Consider the following 22,588-nt stretch of genomic DNA (forward strand, 5'->3'; position numbering starts at 1 on the left):
TGTCCTTTGAATACATTAATTTTGTGTTCCCAAAATTTTTTTGCCGTATGGATTATCTGAAAGGACTCAATGAATCACAATATGAAGCCGTTACCTCTCTACAGGGACCTTTGATGGTACTTGCAGGAGCCGGTTCCGGAAAAACGCGTGTGCTGACCATGCGTATTGCCCACCTGATCCACAACGGGGTGGACCCTTTCAATATCCTGGCGCTGACGTTTACCAACAAAGCCGCCCGCGAAATGAAAGACCGTATCGCAAAAGTGGTAGGAGACAGCAATGCAAGAAGCTTATGGATGGGAACCTTTCACTCCGTTTTCGCAAGAATTCTTAGGATTGAAGGCCATTATCTGGGCTATCCATCCAATTTTACGATCTATGATATGCAGGATGCGCTGAATGTCATCAGAAAAGTATTAAAGGACATGAATATCGATGCCGATCTTTATAAACCTAAAAAAGTTCAGGCAAGAATTTCGACCTATAAAAACAATTTGATCACCGTAAAAGCTTATTTCAACAATCCGGAACTGATGGAAGCTGATGAAAAAGCAAATATGAAATTCATCGGTCAGATCTATCAGAGATACGTAGACGCCTGTTTCAAAAACGGAGCGATGGATTTTGATGATTTATTGTTAAAAACCAATGAATTGCTGACTCGTTTTCCGGAAGTGCTGGCCAAATACCAGGACAGATTCAGATACATCATGGTAGATGAGTACCAGGATACCAACCATTCCCAGTATCTTATCGTAAAAGCTTTAGCTTCAAAGTTTGAAAATATCTGCGTGGTAGGGGATGATGCCCAATCCATCTATTCCTTCCGTGGAGCAAATATCTATAACATCTTAAACTTTAAGAAAGATTATCCGGATGCGATAACGGTTTCTCTGGAACAGAACTACCGATCTACTCAAAACATTGTGAATGCAGCCAATGTTGTCATTGCGAAAAACCTTCAGCAGTTTAAAAAGAATGTTTTCAGTGATAATGAAGAAGGAGATAAAATTAAAATATACCGTTCACTTTCCGATGCGGATGAAGCCAATTTCGTAGCCGGAAATATATGGGAGCTCAGAAATACTGACCAGAGAAAATACAGTGATTTCGCTATTTTATACAGAACCAACTCACAGACCAGAGCATTTGAAGATGCACTGAGACGTAAAAATATTCCTTACAAAGTTTACGGAGGACTTTCTTTCTACCAGAGAAAAGAAGTAAAAGACCTTATCGCTTATCTGCGTCTTCTGGTCAATGAAAACGACTCAGAGGCGTTGATGAGGATCATTAATTATCCTACCAGAGGAATTGGAGAAACCACACAGAATAAACTGATCGTTTTTGCCGATTCTCATAATGTAACCATCTCGCAGGTACTGGATAATCTGCCGCAATATGCTCCTCAATTGGGCCTGAATAATGGTGTTTTAACGAAACTGAATGATTTCTGGTCCATGATCAAAGCGTTCCAGGTATTACTGAAAACCGATACGGCTTACAGTGTTGCCATGGAAGTTGCCAAACGTACCGGATTGATCAAATTCTTAAAAGATGACCAGACTCCGGAGGGGATTTCCCGTGTAGAGAACGTTCAGGAATTGATGAACTCTATGCAGGGATTCATTGAAGAACAGATTCAGCTGGAAGACGGAGATCCGAGTCTTCCGAATTTCCTTGAAAATATCGCCCTTTCTGCGGATACCCAGGATAAAAATTTAGAAGAAGATATGGTTTCTTTAATGACCATTCACTTATCGAAAGGTCTGGAATTTCCTGTGGTCCATCTTGTTGGTCTTGAGGAAAATCTTTTCCCGAGCTTTATGAGCTCCGCGACAAGAGAAGACCTTGAGGAAGAGAGGCGTCTGTTTTATGTAGCCCTGACAAGAGCTGAAAAGCAAGTCTTTTTCTCTTATGCTGTTTCCCGTTTCCAGTGGGGGAAAATCACCGATGCTGAGCCTTCAAGATTCTTAAGCGAAATTGATGATCAGTATATTGAATTTTTAAATCCTGTTCTCGAAAAAAGATTTATCAATAATACCGGGATCAAGTCCAATATTTTTGATGAACATCCTTCCGAGCAGAAATCCTTCAGAAGGGTTGAAAAGAAAACCATTGACAAAGGCGATAGCTCAAAACCTGCACCGGAAGTCAGAAAATTAAAACCGGTCAGTACAGCGAAAATTATCAATCCAAGCGGAGCTTCTTCCCAGGATATTGAGGTTGGAGATAAAGTAAGACATGATCGTTTCGGAATCGGGGAAGTTTCTTTCCTGGATGGTACAGATCCTCAGAACATCAAAGCCAAAGTGATTTTCATTCATGAAGGAGAGAAAAACCTCATCCTGAAGTATGCTAAACTGACAAAAATATAGTATGATATTCTTTCAGCGAAAAAGCTGATTATCATAGTTTAAAACGGATTCTATTTGGAGTCCGTTTTTTTATTTAAACACAGATAACAGAAATGTTTTTCACGAATAACACGAATGTATTTTAGGTCTTAGTGCCATTTGTGAAGATATTGGTGTCATTTGTGTTTTAAAACAGCAATAGATCAAAACTATCTTAAATTTTCATAAAATTAAAGTCTATTAATTTTGTAGACTAATGAATTTGATCTACATTTGCCACTCAAAAAAACATAAACTATAAATTGATGTAAGGGTATGAAAAATAAAAAGACTATTTTATCAGCTTCTGTACTTTTTTTCCTCGGAACCTATGCTTTCGGGCAGGAAAAAGAAAAAGACAGCGTAAAAACCAATACTGTAGAAGAAGTTGTGGTGCTGGGCTCCAGAGCTGGTGCCAGATCTAAAATAGACAGCCCGGTTCCTGTGGATGTCTTCAATATAAAAGAAACATCCGTAGTTCTTCCGCAGTCCAGTATAGGACAGATTTTGAATGCGGTAGCGCCGTCTTTCACTTCAACGATTCAAACCAATTCAGACGGAACAGATCATTTGGATCCTGCTCAGTTGAGAGGATTGGGCCCAGATCAGGTGCTGGTTTTGGTTAACGGAAAAAGAAGACACACGTCAGCGTTGGTCAATGTTAACGGAACACCGGGAAGAGGAACCGTAGGAACCGATCTGAACTCCATTCCTTCATTTGCTTTAAACAGAATTGAAGTCCTTCGTGACGGTGCTTCTGCTCAATACGGATCTGATGCAATCGCCGGAGTTATTAACCTTGAACTGAAAAGAGATATTGGTAAACTTACCGGTCAGGTAAGCTACGGAGGAAATCTCACCCCTACCGCCAATGACCATACCGGAAATTTTGACGGACAGAATATTCAGGTAGACCTTAATTACGGAAATAAGATCGGAAGTAAAGGAGGTTTCTATAACATCACTTGGTCTTCACAGTTCAGAAATCCTACTTCAAGAGCCGGAGCCGAAAGCGGATCGATCTATAACGCCTATAACGCGATTGAAAAACGGGCTCAGAACGATGGCGTAAATCTTTCTTCTCTTTTCAGTAACATTAACAATACCCCGAATTCACAACAGCTCATTGGATACATTCATCAGTATTCGCAAGGAGTAGGGTATTTCAGTGCGCAACAACAGGCTGCGATTCAAAATACTTCTATCATTCAGGATATAAAGGATACCCAAGGGAATGTGATCCAAAAGGGGCTTCAGTCTTTGCTAAATTTCGATGTTACCGATCAGGAACTGGCTTACAGAGGACTGGGCAGAAAAGATTTCAATATGCAGGTGGGACAGTCAAAACTGAATAACCATCAGCTTTTTGCCAATATTGAAGTTCCGATTAATGATGACTGGAAAGTATACTCTTTCGGGGGATATAGCTTCAGACACGGAACTTCAGGAGGATTTTACAGAAAACCCAACCAGAGCAGAACTTTTACAGGATTGTATCCGGACGGATATCTTCCACAGATCGGAACCGATATTCAGGATCTGTCGCTTTCTTCAGGAATTAAAGGAAACTGGAACGGCTGGAATATCGATCTGAGCAATACATTCGGACAGAATTCATTCAGTTATAATATTCAGAACACAGGAAATACGTCTTTACGTTTTGCTTCCCCAAAAGAATTTAATGCAGGCGGTTTAAGATTCTCCCAAAACACAATCAATTTAGATTTTTCTAAAAAATATGATGTCTGGAGCGGAATCAACGTAGCTTTTGGTGCAGAACACCGCTATGAGAATTTTAAAATAACACAGGGTGACGAAGCTTCGTACACCACTTATGATGCCGCAGGAAATGTGTGGAATAATACAACCCCGAGAGCTACGGATTTCTTTGGAAATGCACTGCCGGGAGGATCGCAGGTTTTCGGAGGATTTAAGCCGGTGAATGCAATTGATAAAAACAGACAGGCAGTAGCCGCTTACGCAGATGTGGAATTTAATTTCACCAACTGGTTATTAGTGGATGCGGCGGCGAGATATGAAAACTACTCAGATTTTGGATCTACTTTTAATTATAAATTAGCATCAAGAATTAAAGTCGCTCCCAATTTTAATGTGAGATTGGCGGGATCTACCGGGTTCAGAGCACCTTCTATCCATCAGATTTATTACAACGTGACGTCTACTTTGTTTACCAACAGCCAGCTTCTGGAAGTGGGAACCTTCAGCAATGATTCACAAATCGCAGGATTGTTGGAAATACCGAAACTGAAGCAGGAAACATCTAAATCTGCCAGCGTAGGATTTACTTACAGAATTCCTTCCGCAAGTCTGACCTTTACAGCGGATGGATATTTTACGAGAATTAATAACCGAATCATTCTTACCGATCAGTTCTTAAGATCAGATGTGCCGGCAGCTGCACAGGCCGCTTTTGATGCCGAGAGAGTTAATGGAGCCCAGTTTTTCACCAACGCTATTGATACGGAAACCAAAGGAGTGGATGTTGTGATTTCTCACAATGCACGATTTTCAGGATTCAAATTGGAGAACAGTTTTGCGGCTAATATCAGCGAGACCAGAAAAGTTGGAGATACTCACTCTTCAGGACTTTTACAATCTCCGAATCTTGAGAAAATCTATTTTTCAGAGAAATCAAGAGTATATCTGGAGGAAGCTGTTCCAAGGGTAAAAGCAAGTTTATCTCATACCCTTTCGTGGAAAAATGCTACGGTTTATCTTAGAAATACCTATTTCGGAAAAGTGACAGGCGCAGACGTGATTGATGCGAATGGTGACGGAATCACAGGGTTCAACGAACACCAGCAGATCGGAGAGAAGATCATTACCGACCTTTCCTTAGGGTATCAGTTTACAAAAAATGTAGGCCTGACTGTAGGAGTCAACAATCTTTTTGATATTTATCCTGACAAAAATCTTCCCGCATCTACCAACAATGACCAGTTCGTGTATTCACGTTCTACATCTCAGTTTGGACAAAACGGGAGATATGTGTTTTCAAGACTTAATTTTAATTTTTAATTGATATACAAAATAAAAGCGGGTTCAAATTTTTGAATCCGCTTTTATCTTTAATCTATTTCCATGTTTTCAGCTCATAAGCACCTTCCCAGAAATGGAATTCCATTCTCGTGGACATGATAAAAGCTTCGGTCATTTTCTCTCTTGTTTCCTCCGTACTGTTTTCGGCCAGTCGGTCACAGATCTCAATAGCCTGATCTACGGCAACAGAAAATTCCTCGCCTCCATAGGTGTCAATCCACTTTTGATAAGGATTGTTGATCGCATTTAGATTGTTGTAAATATAATCTCCGACTTCCCGGTAGATCCAGAAACATGGCAGAACTGCTGCAACGGCAATTTCCACAGACTCTAAAGCTGCAGTACTTCTCAGAAAGTGAATATAATGGTGACAGGCAGGTTCTGCTATTCCTTTATCCTTAACCCCAAAATCGATAAAATAAGATTCATGCAGTGCATTTTCCACCACAATGGCATTTTCAGCAAATCGCATAAAAGCCAGCACATCCTGAAGATCCTGAATTTTAGCAGCGATCAGCGAAAGTGTTCTGCCAAAGTGTTCAAGATATAAAGAATCCTGAGCCATGTAAAACCGGAATTTTTCCTGAGGTAAAGTACCGTCTGATAATTCTTTGATGAACGGCATGTCCAGAATAGACTGATAACGTTCTTCTATAGCTTGCCAGGTGTGTTCAGACCATTTCATTTTTAATGAGTTTTTGAGGATTAAAAAAGTGATTAAGCGGACCGTTTCCAAGCCCTGTTTGTACATCTTTTCCGTGTTCTATGGCTTGATAAACATAGTCTTGTCCCAAAGAAACGGCGTCATATAAAGTTTTACCCTGAGCCAGATACGCTGCAATGGCAGAAGAAAGTGTGCAACCGGAGCCGTGGGTGTTATTGGTGCTAAATTTTTTAGTTTCAAAAGAATGGTACTTCTCGTGCTCATCGTAGAATAGAGAAGTAATGGTTGAGGTTTCCTGATGTCCGCCTTTCAAAAGAATACTTTTGCAGCCCAGTTTCTTTATTTCCTTTCCGGCGGCATAGAGATCTTCAACAGTCTTAACCTTCATCTTGGCTAAAATGGCAGCTTCGTCCATATTGGGCGTAACTACATCAGCAATCGGGAAAAGCTGTTCCGTGATGGCCGATATCGTGTCCTCTTCGATCAGACGATGACCACTTGTAGCGACCATGACAGGATCAAATACTAGAGGTATTTTTTTATACTTACCTAAAGTAGAAACAATCGTTTCGACCAGCTGTGGGGTATGAACCATTCCGATTTTAATGGCGTCAGGAAAAATATCATCCAGAATGGCTTCGATCTGTTCGGCTACAGCTTCTACCGGAATGGGGTATATTGTTCTTACGCCTTGCGTATTCTGTACCGGTAAAGCGGTTAATGCCGATGTCGAAAAGCATCCCAGAGCAGAGGCCGTTTTAATATCAGCCTGGATGCCTGCCCCGCCGCTTCCGTCAAATCCGGCAATCGTTAATACCGATGGATAGGTGTATTTTTTCATTTTAAAATTTCATTTTTTAATTGGTAGGCTGCTTTTTGAGGGTCAGAAGCACCACAGATCGCAGAAACAACTGCAATACAATCTGCTCCTGCGTTGATGACTTCTTTTGCATTTCCTGAATGAATATGACCGATGGCTACTAAAGGTTTCTCTGTAAGCTGCCTGATCGTTTTAATTCCTTCGAGTCCCCATTCTGTTACCGTATCAGTTTTTGTATCAGTACTGAACACCGGACTAATTCCCAAATAATCGGATACGGCAGTCTGTTCATTGTCAAGCTGGGAAAGATATTCAATCGAGTAGCCTATGATTTTTTTACTGAGATGAGTCTGTTGTCTTAAATAAGTGGGGGCAGCATCACTGTTACCCACGTGAATGCCTGCTGCATTGATCTTCTCAGCAACCTCAACATGATCATTAATAATAAGGGGAATAGAATATTTCTCGGTCAATTCTATAAGCTGGAGGGCTTTTGTAAGAAACGACTCTGTGCTGCTGTTTTTCTCTCTTAGCTGGATAACATCCACTCCGCCGAGAATCGCCTGTTCAGCAACTTTTACGAAATTTCTTCCCATGCAGTCAGCTTCAGAAATCACCAGATAAAGTTGATAGGGAAAGGGATGTAAACTCATTTTCGCTCTATCTTTAAACGGTTTAAAAATTCCTGTTCAGTGATCGTATACAATTGATCGATGAGGTTGACCTGGAGACTTGCAGGACCTTTGCTTTCCTCAGCGGCTAGTTCCCCTGCGATACCTATTAATGCCATAGCAGCAGCTACTGCCATTACTTTATCCTCTGCAATTCCATTAAATGCTCCGATTAAAGCTGTCGCAGAACATCCAAGACCGGTTACTTTAGTCATAAGCGGATGTCCGTTTTTAATGAAAATTTCCTGCTGATGATCAATAATAATGTCAGTCTCACCGGAGATACAGACTATCGTTCCGTATCGGGTTACAAGACTACGGGCAGCATCAACCGCTTCGTTACTCTGTGCCGTACTGTCTACCCCTTTGGTAGCCGTTGTATTGGCTTTGGCAAGAGCAATGATTTCAGAGGCATTTCCTCTGATAACGGTAGGTTGATAAGGTAAAAGTTGATTTAATACCTGATCTCGGAAAGAAGTTGCTCCCGCACCTACAGGATCTAAAACCCACGGCTTCCCTGTTGAATGGGCTGTTTTAGCTGCCAGGATCATAGATTCGGACGAATACTCATCCAGAGTACCTATGTTAATAACCACCGAATGGGAAATGCCAATCATTTCCTGAATTTCAGATTTTGCATGTGCCATGATAGGAGAGGCTCCTGCAGCCAGAAGGGCATTGGCGGTATTGTTCATCACCACATAATTGGTGATGTTATGAACAAGGGGAGATTTTTGTCTGACAATCTGTACCTGTTCCCAAAGAATTTTTTCCATTGATATCGTTTAAAATAAAAATAGCTTCAGGAAAAAATCCAAAACAAAAAGTACACTGTTAACAATGTCATTTTGCTTTTCCCTACGTCGGTGTTAGCCGTATCAGGTTCAAAGGGACTCTCTCAATTCTTTTTCAGAATACCCCTAAAGCAAAACAAATGTATAAAAATTATCAGAGCTTGCAAAACCCTTGCAAAGGATTCTGAATAATGGTTCCTATCTTTCTACCAGCTCTTTGACCGGCTCTCCGTAATAATCTGTTACCGTAGTTTTGATTTGCAAGAGTTGATACCATTTGATAAAAGCTCCAATGAATACAATCAGCATCAGAACCATTGCTGTTACGGCTAAAGCTGCCAACAGATACTGTTCTTTAGGAAGGTAGATTGCAGTGACCTGAATATAACCCGCCCAGAAAGTAATGCCAGCCATGAAAACGCCTGGAATTGCAGAGCATAATGCATATTTACCCCTGTTCATCCGGATTAACATCGTTGTACAGACAATAAGTCCGCAGGCTGCCAACAACTGATTACTGATTCCAAAGAGAGGCCAGATACTGCTCACATTACCCGTGAATACCAGATATCCCCATGCGAATGTAAACAAAAGGCTACTGATAATAATTCCGGGAACCCAGTTTTTATCATTGAACTTTGGAATCACAGATCCCAGCATTTCCTGTAAAAAGAACCGGCCAACTCTCGTTCCCGCATCAATAGCGGTAAGGATGAAGACGGCTTCAAACATGATGGCAAAATTGTACCAATAAGCCGTCAGCTGATCCATATAGGGTATTTTATTGAAAATATGAGCCATTCCTACAGCTAATGACACCGCTCCACCCGTTCTTCCATGAAGCTCAATGCCAATTTTTTGTGAATAATAATCGATGTCTACACCGTGCAGAGAAGGGTGGGCTGCCAGGAAAGCATCATAAGATTCCTTCGGCGTATTAATGGCAAAATAATCACCGGGCATTAAGGTACACGCTGCAATCAAAGCCATTAAAGCAACAAAACCTTCTACAAGCATGGCTCCGTACCCCACAAAAAGGATTTCTTTTTCTTTATTAAGCATCTTCGGTGTTGTTCCCGTTGCAATGACTGCGTGGAAACCGGAAATCGCCCCACATGCAATCACAATGAAAATAAAAGGAAGTACTGGTCCTCCAATAACAGGACCTCCGCCATTCACAAATTCTGTAAGCGCAGGCATCTGAATTGTAGGATGGATGACAATCACCCCCACAGCAAGCATAATAATGGTTCCTATTTTCAAGTAGGTTGACAGATAATCTCTTGGTACAAGAAGGAGCCAAACCGGAAGCACAGAAGCCAGAAAACCATACAGCGGAATCGCAATAGAAATGGTTTTTATATCCCATGTAAACAGATTATTCATCGTTTCATTCTGCATTAAACTATGTCCTCCAATGATTCCAGCTATTAAAAGGATACCGCCCAAAATACTCGCAAAAAGCACACTGTTTTTTCTGTATCTCATGATCAATCCCATAATCACTGCAATAGGCATTGTGATGACAACAGTAAAAAGAGACCATGAAGCTTCATGCATGGCATTGATACAGGCCAGTGACAAGCCGGCCAATGTAAGAATCAGAATAAATAAAATGGCAAAACCGGCAACCGTTCCTGTAGTCTTTCCAATTTCTTTAGATGCAATCGTAGCAAGACTTTGTCCTTTATGTCTTACCGATGCAAATAAAACGACCATATCATGAACACCACCGCCAAGCACGCATCCTATCAGGATCCATAATGCACCGGGAAGATACCCGAATTGGGCCGCCAACACCGGTCCAACTAAAGGCCCGGCAGCGGCAATCGCTGCAAAATGATGCCCAAAAAGAACATTTCTATTGGTGGCTACATAATCTTTTCCGTCTGCAAATTCTACTGCAGGCGTAGTGTTTTTATCATTAAGTCGCAGGACTTTATTGGCAATGAAAATACCATAAAAGCGGTACGCAATCGCAAAAATAAGGACTGAAACAAATATCAGCGTGAGTGCATTGGTGTTATTCAGAAAATCCATACCATCTGTTTTTTAAGAATGAATAATTAAAAATATTGGACATTTTGTTAAGAATACTTTAAACAAAAGCCAAGTTAATTATTTTAGGTGTAAAAAATAATGATATGTATATTAAATTAGCAAATTTTTGATATACTGTTAAATTCGATAATTTATTTGATTGATTTTTAGTTATTTAATTTGAATGTAATTTTTAAATAGATGTATTTTTATTTTTTCTTGGAAACGATAAAGTCCACCATCTGATCTGTGAGTTGATCCATATACGCTTTATCTGTTGTTCCGAAACCATGAATGCCATCTTTTACAATGATCAGGCTATTCTGAACATTTTCCCGGGTAAGTTTTCTATGCAGCTTCTTAGACTGTTGCATGGGAACGACTTTGTCTTTATTTCCCTGCATGATCAAGGTCGGAACACCACCCGAAACATAGGTTAGAGGAGAAATTGTTTTGAAATAGTCAACAGCCTTTCTTTGTTCTTTTTTAATATCGTATCCGGACAATCCTCTCACAAGATCTGATCTGAGGTCTACAATTTTTTGTGCTGCCAGTCCGAACAAGAATACCGGTACTTTTCCAAGCCTTGTATGCAGCAGTTTGTTAAGGTCTGAAGGCCCGTAATGATCTACCACATAATTAACCTTTGCTGAATAAGCAGAAAGTTCCTGGCTTCCGATAAATTGATTATCGGGGGTGTAAGCCGCAAGCATAGAAAGGTGTGCCCCGGAAGAAGCACCGAAAAATCCAATATTATCAGGGTCAAAATGATAGGTTGCCGCATTTTTTCTTACCCATCTTACGGCATCTTTGGTATCTTCCAAAGGAACAGGAAAATGAATGCTGTCATTGAGAAGCGTATTGTCTATACTGATGACTGCATATTTTTTGTCGAGAAGTTTTGCAATGAATGTTTCAATATAGCTCCCATCTCTTACCGTTTTATCGCCTTTTACCCATGCACCTCCATGAACATAGACTACGACGGGCATTTTTTCATCAGCAACATTTTTCGGCGTATAAATATCCAGTAGGAGCGGAGTTCCTTTTTCATTGGTTTTATACGTGACATTCTCTGTTACTGTTGATATTTTTGGAAGAAGGGTGCTTTTCCCTGTCTTGGGTTCGAGCTGATTTTGGTCTTGTGAATAACTTAAATGAAATATACTTAAAGATAAAACAAAAAACAGGTTTGTGAAAAACCTGTAGATTGATATATTGTTTGTCAATGATTTCATAGAATACTTTTTGTAGTAGATGGTTACTTTACTAACTCTTCAAAAAGTTTACCAAAAGTCTTTTCCAGATCTTTGGATTTTCCCGGATGAGGTCTTGAGGTCTGAACTACAGAGCTTCTTACAGCGGTTAACCATCGGAAACGTTCGGGGATATCCATCAAAGCTATTGGGCCTCCTTGTTTGTCGCCGTTTGCAATTTTTTGGAAGCTTTCCAGATTCTGGATAATGTCGTCGTAATCAATTTTACTGTGCATCAGCTTGAATTTATCCGGACACAGATAGAATTCCACACGGATAAACTTCTCTTTTTTAGAGAACATCACAAGTCCGATGTTGAAAAATTCTTCTCTTTCAACTTTCGGCACCAGGCGTATGACAGCGTATTCGTATATTTTATCCTCTTGCATTTTTCGCTTCGTTTACAAAGATTTGAGAATTTTCTAACCTGGTTTTCATAAACTGGAAGTAGATCTCACGAATCTCCTCCGGTGTTTCATCTGCATCCTTCCATTGGAGCCAGTCTTCAGGAATTAAATTGACAATATCCCTGAATAAGGTGTCATTCAGCACTTCATGGGCAAATGTATCGGCCTCATCCAACATTTTTGCCTTCGGAAGCAGAACGTGATCTTTCACATATTTGAAGGGAGTCTTAGCTGCCGCATCAAAATTCTGCCACGAATGATGGAAATAAAATGATGCTCCATTGTCGATAACCCAAAGCTCTTTATGCCACATCAGAAGATTGGTGTTCCTGAAAGTACGGTCAATATTGGTAATAAATGCATCCAGCCATACAATCTTTGAAGCCAGAAGCGGATCCACCTTTACCCCAGGGTCATAAGTGATGGAACCTGAAAGATAATGCAGTCCAAGATTCAGTCCTTCTGAAAATTTCAGGAGTTCCTGGATTTCTTCATCAGCTTCTGTTCTTCCGAAGTCCACATCGAGGTTGACGAATACAAGCTCAGGAATCGGTAGTCCCAGAGCTTCTGTGATCTTACCGCCCAAAAGTTCAGAGATCAGCATTTTAACTCCGTGGCCTGCGCCACGAAATTTCAGTACATATTTAAAATCATCATCAGCTTCTGCCAAAGCAGGAAGAGATCCGCCTTCCCTCAGCGGCAGGATGTAACGCATCACGGTTACCGTTCTTAAATCCAGCATACCGCAAAATTAAGGTTATTTTTCTAGTGTATTCTTTTTGGCCTGCTTTATATTTTAAAAAAAATGAATTCCGGTTGATGCGTGTCGTATTTGAGAAAGACAAAAATAAACAACTAACAAATTTTTCATATATTTAGGTTCATGTGAAATACTGCAAACAGTATATAAAACGTTTTTATGATATGAAATTGATAAAAGAGATCAATATAAGGCTTCAAAATCCTGAGACAAGAGATTTTCTGGCAGACGCATTTTATCCTGAAACTGATGAAAAATTACCATTGGTGATCTTTGTTCATGGTTATAAAGGGTATAAGGATTGGGGAGCCTGGAATCTGATGGCTGAAAAGTTGACAGAAGCTGGCTTTTTCTTTGTGAAATTCAATGCTTCCCACAACGGAACCACCGTTGAAGATCCACACCACTTTGCCGATCTGGAAGCTTTTGGTAATAACAATTATTCAAAAGAACTTTCTGATCTTGGCGTTGTGATTGATCATTTTGTGAAAGCACCCCAGGTAGATGATCAGAAAATAATTCTGATCGGACACAGCAGAGGTGGCGGAATTTCTATTATAAAGACATATGAAGACGAAAGAATCAACGGTTTGATCACACTGGCCAGTGTAGATACTTTGGAACGTTTTCCAAAAGATGAAGCCCTGGAAAACTGGAAAAAAGAAGGGGTGTATTATGTACTGAACGGAAGAACTCAACAGGAAATGCCCCATTATTATCAGTTTTATGAAGATTTTGAGAATAATATTCACCGTTTTGACGTAGAGAGAGCGACAGAAATGGCCAAAGCTTACGTACTGGTCATCCACGGAACCGATGATGAAAGTGTCAGTGTAAAAAATGCGGAACATCTTCATATCCTGAATCCGAATTCAGAATTGTTTTTAGTTGAAAATGCAGATCATACTTTCGGTTCAAAAGAACCATGGACAGAAAAAGAGCTTCCGGAAAACCTCAGCATCGTCACAGAAAAATGCATCGATTTTATAAATAAAAATATGAAATAATTTTAATAGTGGAATAAAATTTGAATATCAACGTTCAAATATAAATGAACATATTAAAAATTATGATGAAAAAATTGATCCTAAGCGCATGTGCGTTTTCTTTATTAGCCGTAGTTTCCTGTAAAAAAGAAGTAAAAACTGAGAGTTCTTCTACCGGTACGGATTCAATCACCGTCAATGCATCAAATGATTCTTTGGCAGCTCCAAAAACCGACTCAGCAGCTTCACCTGCTAATGCTTCCTCAGATAATATCATTACTAAAAATGAGGGAAAATATCCTCATGTTATTAAATTATTTGAAGATAAAAGTTTTGCCGAAAGGGTTAAAAAACTTACCGGAACGCAATATGATGAAATGCTTAAAAATTTCAACGTAGAATCTCCTGTAGTATCTGAAAATGGAATCTATAAAGTAACAGGATGTAAGCAGCATGACTGCCCGGGATATTCCACATCCATCTTCTACGATTCAAAGAATGACAATCTTAATGTGTCTATTGATAAAAACGGAAAAGTAACAGATTTTGCTGAAAAAGGAAAGATTACAGTTACTGAAACATTAAAATCTAAATAGTATTCCTTCTGCTCATTGCAATGACCATGAGGATAATGAAGTTTTACCACAGATAAAAGAATAGCTATATTATAAAAACCAGCCTGAATTTAGGCTGGTTTTGTTTTTTGAATTATAATATCGTTAAAAGCGTCCAGGCCTCATCAATCTTACTTTGCAAAAGTAATTTCTGAGCGTTTCTATGAACATTCTCATCAGCATGAAAATCTCCTGCGGGAAGAATCTCTACATTGGCGAGCATTCCCAGATCATTTCCTGTAAATATTTTGCTGTATTTGATGGAGTCCGGCAGAAGATCAAAACCGATCCCTTTTGTTACCAATGGTTTTGGAACCTCAAAAAGGCTGTTCTCATTGCTTCTTGAATAGAAGTTGCCTCCTAAACGGGCCACCATATCCAGTTTTTGCTGATTCAGGTTTCCGGCTTCGTTCAGATATTCTTCTCTGATATGAATTTTCTGAACTTCACAAATCACAAGATTTCCAGCGCCTCCCTGGTCTCCCAGAGATTTTACTTCCAAAACTTTGCATTCAAAGTTTACCGGGCATTCTTCAATCAGCTTAGGCTGTACCAGATCTGCTTCTTTCATGGTCAGTCCGGATTTGATGAATTCATTCACTCCGGTTTCATACTCAGTGGAAGCTAAAGAAATCTGTTGTACGATTGGAAAATTTACAGTTCCGATAACTACTTCGGGAACTTCCAGAACGTTTTCCAGAGTATGTTTAGTGGTATTGTCACGAACTCTTCTCGATGGTGAAAAAATCAAGATCGGAGGAACCGTACTGAACATATTAAAAAAACTGAATGGTGATAAATTAATAGTTCCGTTTTTATCTACCGTAGATGCTAAAGCAATCGGACGCGGAGACACGGCGGTCTGCATAATGGTCTGAAGCTGTACGGGGGATAATTCGGATGGGATTACTGTTTTCATTGTTTATTATTAACCACAAAAGTCACAAAAGTTTTTAAAGTAAAATCAATTGTTTTAAAGTTCAAAAAAGCATATTGTAATATTTATTTACAAAAGTTTCCTGTCCTTCATGATACAAGTTTTTTACATTAAAATTAATTAGAATTCCTTTGGGCTTTTTCATTAAATTAATATAATTTAAAATTTGAGATCGGTGAATATCATTGAACTCAGTGACTGATTTTAATTCGACAACAATTAAATCTTCAACTAGAAAATCACAAAAAAGTCACATTTGATTTCCTTTCCTTTATAGACTACAGGAACTTTTAGCTCAGATTGAAAATTAATGTTTCTTAATCTGAACTCTTCTTCCAGACATTTATGATATACACTTTCTAATAAACCGGCGCCTAGAATTTTGTGAACTTCTATGCAGGCGCCGTTTATCTTGTATGTCAGATCAGTTAAATATGACCGTGTAATCATAAAAATCTTTTGTGACTTTTGTGGTTGAAAATATTAAGGTGTTGGAATAATTTTACCGGAAACTTCTCCGAAACCTACTCTTATGCCATCTTTCTCAGACCACGCTTTCATAGTCACCGTATCGTTATCTTCAATGAATTTTCTTTCTTTTCCGTCTTTCAGCTGTAACGGGTTTTGTCCTCTCCAGGTCAGTTCCAGCATAGATCCGAAAGACTTTGGATCACTTCCTGAAATGGTTCCGCTGGCGTATAGATCTCCAACTTCCACATTACATCCGTTGATGGTATGATGGGCCAATTGCTGAGTCATATTCCAGTACATGAATTTATAGTTACTTTCTGAAATCAGGTTTTCTTCACCGTTTTCAGGCTGTAGATACACTTCAAGATTGATATCGTAATTTTTATCACCTTCAAACTGTAAATAGTCTAAAACTGCAGGCTCCTGTTTTGGAGAAGCCGTTCTGAATGGCTCCAGTGCTTCCATAGTTACTACCCATGGAGAGATAGAGGACCCAAAGTTTTTACCAAGGAAAGGTCCCAGCGGAACATATTCCCAAGCCTGGATATCTCTTGCCGACCAGTCATTGAATATCACCATTCCGAAGATGGCCTCTTCAGCATCCTTTGTGGAAATACTTTCGCCCATTTCTGAGTTTCTGTTAAGAATAAAGGCCATTTCCAGTTCAAAATCCAGCTGCTTGCTAGGTCCGAAAAGTGGTTGGTCTGCATCTGCAGGTTTCGTTTGTCCTTTAGGTCGGTTGATATCGGTTCCTGAAACTACGATGGAGGAAGCTCTTCCATGGTATCCTACCGGAAGATGTTTCCAGTTGGGAAGTAAAGCGTTTTCAGGGTCGCGGAACATTTTTCCAACGTTGGTGGCGTGTTCAATGCTGCTGTAAAAGTCTGTGTAATTCGCGATGTGTACAGGCATCATCATTTTTACTTTGTCCAGGTCATAGAATGCATCTGCAATCGTTTTTTCGTCTTTTGACAAAATAGAACCTTCCTGCAGAAGTTCCTGAATTCTGGTACGTGCCGCATTGGTAATTGGCTTTCCAAGTTCGATAAACTCGTTGAGAGTATAGGCTTCAAAAACATTATCTTCCAATCCTTTAATGTCTTCAAAATACCCCAGATCATGGAGAGTGGCAAGATCCACGACCTGATCTCCGATTCTCGTACAGCATCCGATATATTCTTTGTTAAAAACTGTTACTCCGAAAGGAATATTATGTATAGAAAAATCTGAATCCGAAGAATATTCTACAAATGATTTCATAAAGTTTTAGAATTAAATTAAGTTGTAAGATAACAAATCTACAGAAATCTGTTATCCCGATTTGATGTTCGTGGGAATTTATTTATTTTTGGAATAAGAAGCCTCATCTATCCATCTGTCTTTTGTGTTCACATCAATAAGATACAGAATATCTTTCTGCCTGGTGAGCAGTAATGTTTTGGTCACCGGCATCGGAACTTTTTTGTTTTCAAGTTTATCTGCCCTTAGAGAAACAATGTTTTTTCTTCTGACAATGTCGCCTGTAAAAACGTTGGAACTGCTTTCTCCGGTAGCTTTGTCATCAAAAACTTCTACATAGGTAGCCTGGTTTCCTTTAATAACGATAAAATCTCTTTCTGTATGGTCTTCTGCATCTTTAATGAAGACAAATTTCTTATTGTCAATGTTTTCATTTTCAAGATGTTGATTGATGCCTTTTCTTTCTTCCAGGCGGTTAAGGATCTCATTTAAGGTTCCATACTGAGCACTAAGCCCTAATGTTCCGAAAAAAAACATCCCCATTAAAATTTTTCTCATAATATGTGTTTTTAAAAAAAAGTTTTGTCAGGATGAAAATTCCTGACAAAACTTGTAATGTATTGTAAAATTAAAGATTTCCTCTTCTGTCTTGTTCTCTCTCCAGTGCTTCGAACAATGCTTTGAAGTTTCCGGCACCAAAACTCTGTGCACCGTGTCTTTCAATGATCTCGAAGAACAGGGTAGGACGGTCTTCTACAGGCTTGGTAAAGATCTGAAGCAAGTATCCTTCTTCATCATGATCAATAAGGATGCCTAAGTCCTGTAATTTTTTAAGATCTTCGTCAATATGACCCACTCTTTCAGGAACCATGTCATAATAAGCCTCCGGTGGAGCGGAAAGGAATTCTACCCCACGTTTCTTCAATTCAGTAACAGTGTGGATGATATCCCTTGTAGCAACAGCGATATGCTGTACACCTTCTCCCTCGTAGAAGTCAAGGTATTCTTCTACCTGAGATTTCTTTTTACCTTCTGCCGGTTCGTTGATCGGGAATTTGGCAAATCCGTTTCCGTTTGACATTACTTTAGACATCAATGCAGAATATTCTGTATTGATCTGCTTATCGTCAAAAGAAAGAATGTTGACAAAGCCCATTACTTTTTCATACCATTCCACGGTAGGGATCATTCTGTTCCAGTCTACGTTTCCGACACAGTGGTCTACATATAATAAACCAGCGTCTTCAGGATTGTAAGCACTTTCCCATTTTTCATATCCTGGCATGAAAGCTCCTTTATAATTTTTTCTTTCAATAAACATGTGAATGGTCTCTCCGTAGGTATAAATACCGGACATTCTTACTTCACCTTGCTCGTCTGTTAAAGTCACAGGCTCAAGATATGGTTTTCCACCTCTTTTGGTTGTTTCCTCAAAAGCGGCGTAAGCATCATCTACCCAAAGTGCCAAAATTTTCACTCCATCACCGTGTTTTTTTACGTGTTCGCTGATAGGTGAATCGGATTTAAGCCCCGTTGTTAATACCAATCTTATTTTCCCCTGTTGAAGAACATAAGAGGCGCGGTCTCTTACTCCTGTTTCGGGACCAGCATATGCTAAAGACTGAAAACCGAAAGCGGTTTTGTAATAATGGGCAGCCTGTTTAGCATTTCCTACATAAAACTCAATGTAATCTGTACCGTTGATCGGTAAAAAATTCTCAGCTTGAGCAATTTTTTCGGCAAATGTAAGTGTTGACATATTTCTATTTTTACTTTTATTTTAATGGAATGCAAATTACAAAAATCTTATAAATAGCGAAAATATTCAACAGGATTCCTTGAATATACTTAACATAAAGTTAAAGAAGAGTTCATTTAAGTATATTTAAGTTTAATTAAAATGAGATGGGATGTCTACATTTGTTATACAAAGAACAAGTGAAAAAAAAATATTTTCGAAAAAAGGAAGCCGTAGGAGATTCTACGGCTTTTTTATTTATCGGTCTACTTTCCTGTTGAGGATTCCGGCATCCGGATTATAATTATCCCAAATTTTCCATACGTTGTCTATTTTACGGATAAAATAAATTTGTGTATTAAGTTGGTTGACAAAATGTTCTTCTCCGTTTTCACCGACCTTAAACAAAAGATTCCAGAATTCCTGAGTTTCCAATATTTTTTTTTCAGGTTCATCAGTCACAACATGAATATCAAAAACTTCATAATTGGAGCGGTTATTCTTGGTCACCAGGTTGAAATCCCTTTCACATAATTCTTTGCTGAATTGTGAAGTTCTTTCTAAAAATGGAGAGTCATCAAATACCAGTTCTTTAAAGAATTCCGGTTTGTGCTCGGGAAAATGCTTATAAAATTCAAATGCGGTTGCGCAATAATCATACACCATTTTCGTGAGAAACTCCAGATCGTCATCGAGTTCTTTCTCCCTGTTTTTCAACTTAACCGACTGTATGTAGTCGTTTAAATCTTTATATCCAAGGAAAATACATATTTTATCAAGTGTTTTCAGGAACCTGAGATCATTATGGGTTTTATCCTGATAGTCATTTTCAAAAAAACGCTGCAAAGTAACGTGCGATATCGTATTTCCTATTTCAAATTTTTTTCCCCCTTTTAATTCTTCAGAGTCAGACAGTTCATCTTTTATAATTTCGGAAAGAATAATATAATGGCTTCGTTTCCATTCACTCACATTTCCCAAAACAGAATTCCTTACCTTTAAATGCTTTTCAACCTCTTCCCTTATCGAATTATATATAGTCTTCAATTTCCTTATGTTTTAAATGAGTTTATCAAAAACACTGCCAAAATGTTAAATTTTTTTTAAGATTAGTTTTGTTTTTGTTCATATTTTGTTGATTTCACCTATGAAAAAGAAGGATAAGAAAAACCATCACTCAGAATATTTAATGTTTAAATCGTTCATAGGCAGCTCTTTCCAGCATTTCCCTGTCATCAGGGTGTGCGATACTGATCAGTTCCTGAGCTCTCTGACGTAGGTTTTTACCATATAAATAAGCGGTACCATATTCTGTCACAACATAATGAATATGTCCTCTTGTGGTTACCACTCCGGCACCCTGTTTAAGATACGGAACGATTCTGGAGATTCCTTTTTTAGTTCTTGAAGTGATGGCGATGATGGGTTTTCCGTCTTCACTTAAGGCTGCGCCTCTCATAAAGTCCATCTGACCTCCGATTCCACTGTATTGTAGGGTTCCGATGGAATCTGCACATACCTGTCCCGTAAGGTCGATCTCGATAGCAGAATTAATGGCTACCATCTTTTTGTTCCTCATAATATTGATCGGGAAGTTCACATCACTTACGTCTTTAAAATCAAAAACCGTATTGTCATCTACATAATCATAGAGTTTTCTGGTTCCGAAACAAAAACTTGTGATCGTTTTATTATCGTGGTAACCTTTATATTTATTGTTAATAATATCATTTTGAATCAGATCAATGACTCCATCACTCAACATTTCAGTGTGTACGCCGAGGTCTTTGTGATTCGTTAAGCACTTTAAAACAGCATCAGGGATCGTTCCAATCCCCATTTGAAGAGTAGATCTGTCATCAATCAGTTCAGCTACATTTTTACCAACAAGCATTTCAACTTCACCTACCTTTGAACCATAGTCTACGGTAGGAAGTTCCTCTTCATGCCATACCAGCTTATGAATTCTGCTAATGTGGATCATTCCGTCTCCGTGCGTTCTCGGCATCAGAGGATTGACGATAGCCACAATGAGTTTGGCCGTGTCTACTGCTGCTCTTGCTACATCTACAGAGGTTCCAAGGGTACAGAAACCATGCTTGTCCGGTGGAGAAACGGTGACTAAAGCTACATCCAGCGGCAGTATATTTTTTCTGAATAAGATAGGAATTTCACTTAAGAAAACAGGGACGAAATCTCCCCGCTCAGAATTTACCGCATCCCGCACGGGAGTTGATACGAATAGAGAATTAACAAAGAAATTATCTTTGTATTGAGGTTTTGCAATTTCCACATTTCCCTGCTGCGTAATGGAAACCATTTCCACATTTTCCAGACGGTGAGACTGTCTTGCCAGTTCATCAATAAGATAATTCGGAGTACATGCACTTCCGTGGAAAAATACGCGGTTTCCGCTTTTTACAGTATATATGGCTTCCTCTGCACTAATATAATTGTACATAATGAAATTTTTTATGAATGATTTTTTTATTCCTGAGAACGGTCTTCCATGGTTTTGTCTGATTCTTCCAGCCATGAAGTTTTATAAGAAGGATCTTCTACTTTTAAAGCTTCTTCCGTGATTTTCAACGGACGGAAAGGGTCCACCATTACGGCGTATTCTTCAGTAAATTTTTTACCGATGCTTCTTTCCATAGCGCCCGGGTGAGGTCCGTGTACGATTCCTCCCGGGTGTAAAGTGAAGTCCATCAGATCGATGTGGTTACGGCTCATAAAATCACCTTCCGTATAGAATAAAACCTCATCAGAATCGATATTGGAGTGATTATACGGGGCAGGAATAGCCATTGGATGATAGTCATACATTCTGGCACAGAAAGAGCACACGACAAAGTTATGACCTTCAAAATTCTGATGTACCGGAGGCGGTTGGTGAATTCTTCCTGTAATTGGTTCAAAGTTCTTGATATTGAATTTGTAAGGATAAAAATATCCGTCCCATCCTACGACATCAAACGGGTGTGTCGCATAGATGAAATCCGTGATCTGGTTTTCTTTTTTTACTTTAATTAAAAATTCTCCTTTTTCATCTTTTGGCTCTTTGAATACAGGGGCAATCATATCTCTTTCGCAGAACGGAGAATGCTCCAGAAGCTGTCCGAATTCATTTCTGTAGCGTTTCGGAGTGTAAATAGGAGAGTGGCTTTCAAGTACGAAAAATACGGTATCATCTGATTTCAGCTCAACCTGGTAGATGGTTCCTCTCGGAATAATAAGATAATCACCGGTTACAAATTCCAGATCTCCTACAAAGGTTTTCAGGATACCGGTTCCGTTGTGAACGTATAAAAGTTCATCGCATTCAGCATTTTTGTAGAAATAATCCATCGACTTTCTTGGTTTTGCCAATCCCATTTTCAGGTCATTGTTCATCAGAAGGATCTTTCTGCTGTCCATGAAATCATCTTCGGGCGTTACATTCATTCCCTTAAACATTCTCGGAGCAATATTTTTTTCTACCGCAATTTTAGGCGTCACATCTTTCGGCTCTCCGATAGATTTGATCTGTGTAGGACGGTGAGTATGATAAAGCAGCGATGAAATTCCATGAAAGCCTTCCGTTCCGAAAAGTTGTTCATAATAAAATTTATCTTCCGGTGATTTGAAAATCGTATGCCTTTTTTGTGGGATGTTTCCCGCCTGATGATATCTCATAGTACTTTTATATCTAGTTTCTCAAATTTAATCATTTTTCGTGAATTCATTCTAACAACA

19 protein-coding genes, 1 pseudogene and 1 riboswitch are annotated in these 22,588 nt (G+C 39.1%); of the genes and pseudogenes, 4 read left to right on the forward strand and 16 right to left on the reverse strand.

What is annotated here, in order from left to right; all coding sequences use genetic code 11:
* The first annotated feature begins 47 nt into the window (after window positions 1–47).
* Window positions 48–2,378 (forward strand): ATP-dependent helicase, encoded by a 2,331-nt coding sequence (locus BUC06_RS10480; RefSeq protein WP_073333501.1) that lies wholly within the window; start codon window positions 48–50, stop codon window positions 2,376–2,378.
* A 294-nt stretch (window positions 2,379–2,672) separates the two neighbouring features.
* Window positions 2,673–5,435, forward strand: a complete 2,763-nt coding sequence (locus tag BUC06_RS10485; protein ID WP_073333503.1) for a TonB-dependent receptor plug domain-containing protein — start codon at window positions 2,673–2,675, stop codon at window positions 5,433–5,435.
* A gap of 55 nt (window positions 5,436–5,490) precedes the next feature.
* Here BUC06_RS10485 and tenA read toward each other — a convergent pair whose 3' ends face one another.
* The 8 genes from tenA to BUC06_RS10525 form a co-directional block, all read right to left on the reverse strand.
* Complete coding sequence (tenA, locus tag BUC06_RS10490) at window positions 5,491–6,141, reverse strand: thiaminase II (RefSeq protein ID WP_073333506.1); 651 nt, start codon at window positions 6,139–6,141, stop codon at window positions 5,491–5,493.
* A complete protein-coding gene (gene thiD, locus BUC06_RS10495; RefSeq protein ID WP_073333508.1) occupies window positions 6,128–6,961 on the reverse strand; it encodes a bifunctional hydroxymethylpyrimidine kinase/phosphomethylpyrimidine kinase in 834 nt (277 codons plus the stop codon). Before thiD ends, tenA begins: the two co-directional genes overlap by 14 nt.
* A complete protein-coding gene (thiE, locus tag BUC06_RS10500; RefSeq protein ID WP_073333511.1) occupies window positions 6,958–7,593 on the reverse strand; it encodes a thiamine phosphate synthase in 636 nt (211 codons plus the stop codon). Before thiE ends, thiD begins: the two co-directional genes overlap by 4 nt.
* A complete protein-coding gene (gene thiM, locus BUC06_RS10505) occupies window positions 7,590–8,387 on the reverse strand; it encodes a hydroxyethylthiazole kinase (protein WP_185116978.1) in 798 nt (265 codons plus the stop codon). Before thiM ends, thiE begins: the two co-directional genes overlap by 4 nt.
* A gap of 62 nt (window positions 8,388–8,449) precedes the next feature.
* Window positions 8,450–8,543: riboswitch (TPP riboswitch) on the reverse strand.
* A gap of 60 nt (window positions 8,544–8,603) precedes the next feature.
* On the reverse strand, window positions 8,604–10,445 hold the full coding sequence (locus tag BUC06_RS10510; protein ID WP_073333516.1) for a carbon starvation CstA family protein: 1,842 nt from the start codon (window positions 10,443–10,445) through the stop codon (window positions 8,604–8,606).
* 209 nt (window positions 10,446–10,654) lie between these two features.
* Window positions 10,655–11,683 carry an alpha/beta hydrolase gene (locus tag BUC06_RS10515; RefSeq protein ID WP_073333518.1) on the reverse strand — a complete coding sequence of 343 codons (1,029 nt, stop codon included), beginning with the start codon at window positions 11,681–11,683 and terminating at the stop codon, window positions 10,655–10,657.
* A 23-nt stretch (window positions 11,684–11,706) separates the two neighbouring features.
* The gene (locus BUC06_RS10520) at window positions 11,707–12,090 is read right to left on the reverse strand and encodes a DUF3037 domain-containing protein (protein WP_073333521.1); all 384 of its coding nucleotides are present in this window, start codon (window positions 12,088–12,090) and stop codon (window positions 11,707–11,709) included.
* On the reverse strand, window positions 12,077–12,850 hold the full coding sequence (locus BUC06_RS10525; protein ID WP_073333524.1) for a HipA family kinase: 774 nt from the start codon (window positions 12,848–12,850) through the stop codon (window positions 12,077–12,079). Before BUC06_RS10525 ends, BUC06_RS10520 begins: the two co-directional genes overlap by 14 nt.
* 182 nt (window positions 12,851–13,032) lie before the next feature.
* On the opposite strand from BUC06_RS10525, the gene BUC06_RS10530 reads away from it, so the two are divergent.
* Together BUC06_RS10530 and BUC06_RS10535 are read left to right on the forward strand one after the other, a co-directional pair.
* Entirely contained in the window at window positions 13,033–13,875 is an 843-nt protein-coding gene (locus BUC06_RS10530) for an alpha/beta hydrolase family protein (protein ID WP_073333526.1), read from the forward strand.
* A 62-nt stretch (window positions 13,876–13,937) separates the two neighbouring features.
* Window positions 13,938–14,450, forward strand: a complete 513-nt coding sequence (locus BUC06_RS10535) for a hypothetical protein (RefSeq protein WP_139263344.1) — start codon at window positions 13,938–13,940, stop codon at window positions 14,448–14,450.
* A gap of 112 nt (window positions 14,451–14,562) precedes the next feature.
* Here the strand turns inward: BUC06_RS10535 and BUC06_RS10540 are convergent, their stop codons facing one another.
* The 8 genes and pseudogenes from BUC06_RS10540 to BUC06_RS10575 form a co-directional block, all read right to left on the reverse strand.
* Complete coding sequence (locus BUC06_RS10540) at window positions 14,563–15,387, reverse strand: flavin reductase family protein (RefSeq protein ID WP_073333529.1); 825 nt, start codon at window positions 15,385–15,387, stop codon at window positions 14,563–14,565.
* 61 nt (window positions 15,388–15,448) lie between these two features.
* Window positions 15,449–15,855 (reverse strand): annotated as a pseudogene (locus tag BUC06_RS10545) (GxxExxY protein).
* Window positions 15,856–15,888: 33 nt separating this feature from the next.
* Window positions 15,889–17,136: a fumarylacetoacetase gene (fahA, locus tag BUC06_RS10550; protein WP_073333532.1), complete on the reverse strand. Its 1,248-nt coding sequence runs from the start codon at window positions 17,134–17,136 to the stop codon at window positions 15,889–15,891.
* 78 nt (window positions 17,137–17,214) lie between these two features.
* Entirely contained in the window at window positions 17,215–17,673 is a 459-nt protein-coding gene (locus BUC06_RS10555) for a hypothetical protein (RefSeq protein ID WP_073333534.1), read from the reverse strand.
* Between the two features lie 70 nt (window positions 17,674–17,743).
* On the reverse strand, window positions 17,744–18,874 hold the full coding sequence (gene hppD / locus BUC06_RS10560; protein WP_073333537.1) for a 4-hydroxyphenylpyruvate dioxygenase: 1,131 nt from the start codon (window positions 18,872–18,874) through the stop codon (window positions 17,744–17,746).
* Window positions 18,875–19,111: 237 nt separating this feature from the next.
* Entirely contained in the window at window positions 19,112–19,900 is a 789-nt protein-coding gene (locus tag BUC06_RS10565; RefSeq protein WP_073333539.1) for a hypothetical protein, read from the reverse strand.
* Between the two features lie 139 nt (window positions 19,901–20,039).
* The gene (locus BUC06_RS10570) at window positions 20,040–21,314 is read right to left on the reverse strand and encodes an acetyl-CoA hydrolase/transferase family protein (RefSeq protein ID WP_073333831.1); all 1,275 of its coding nucleotides are present in this window, start codon (window positions 21,312–21,314) and stop codon (window positions 20,040–20,042) included.
* 26 nt (window positions 21,315–21,340) lie between these two features.
* The gene (locus tag BUC06_RS10575) at window positions 21,341–22,528 is read right to left on the reverse strand and encodes a homogentisate 1,2-dioxygenase (RefSeq protein ID WP_073333542.1); all 1,188 of its coding nucleotides are present in this window, start codon (window positions 22,526–22,528) and stop codon (window positions 21,341–21,343) included.
* Window positions 22,529–22,588 lie beyond the last annotated feature (60 nt).

This window comes from Chryseobacterium carnipullorum, from assembly GCF_900142785.1.
Lineage (GTDB): Bacteria > Bacteroidota > Bacteroidia > Flavobacteriales > Weeksellaceae > Chryseobacterium > Chryseobacterium carnipullorum.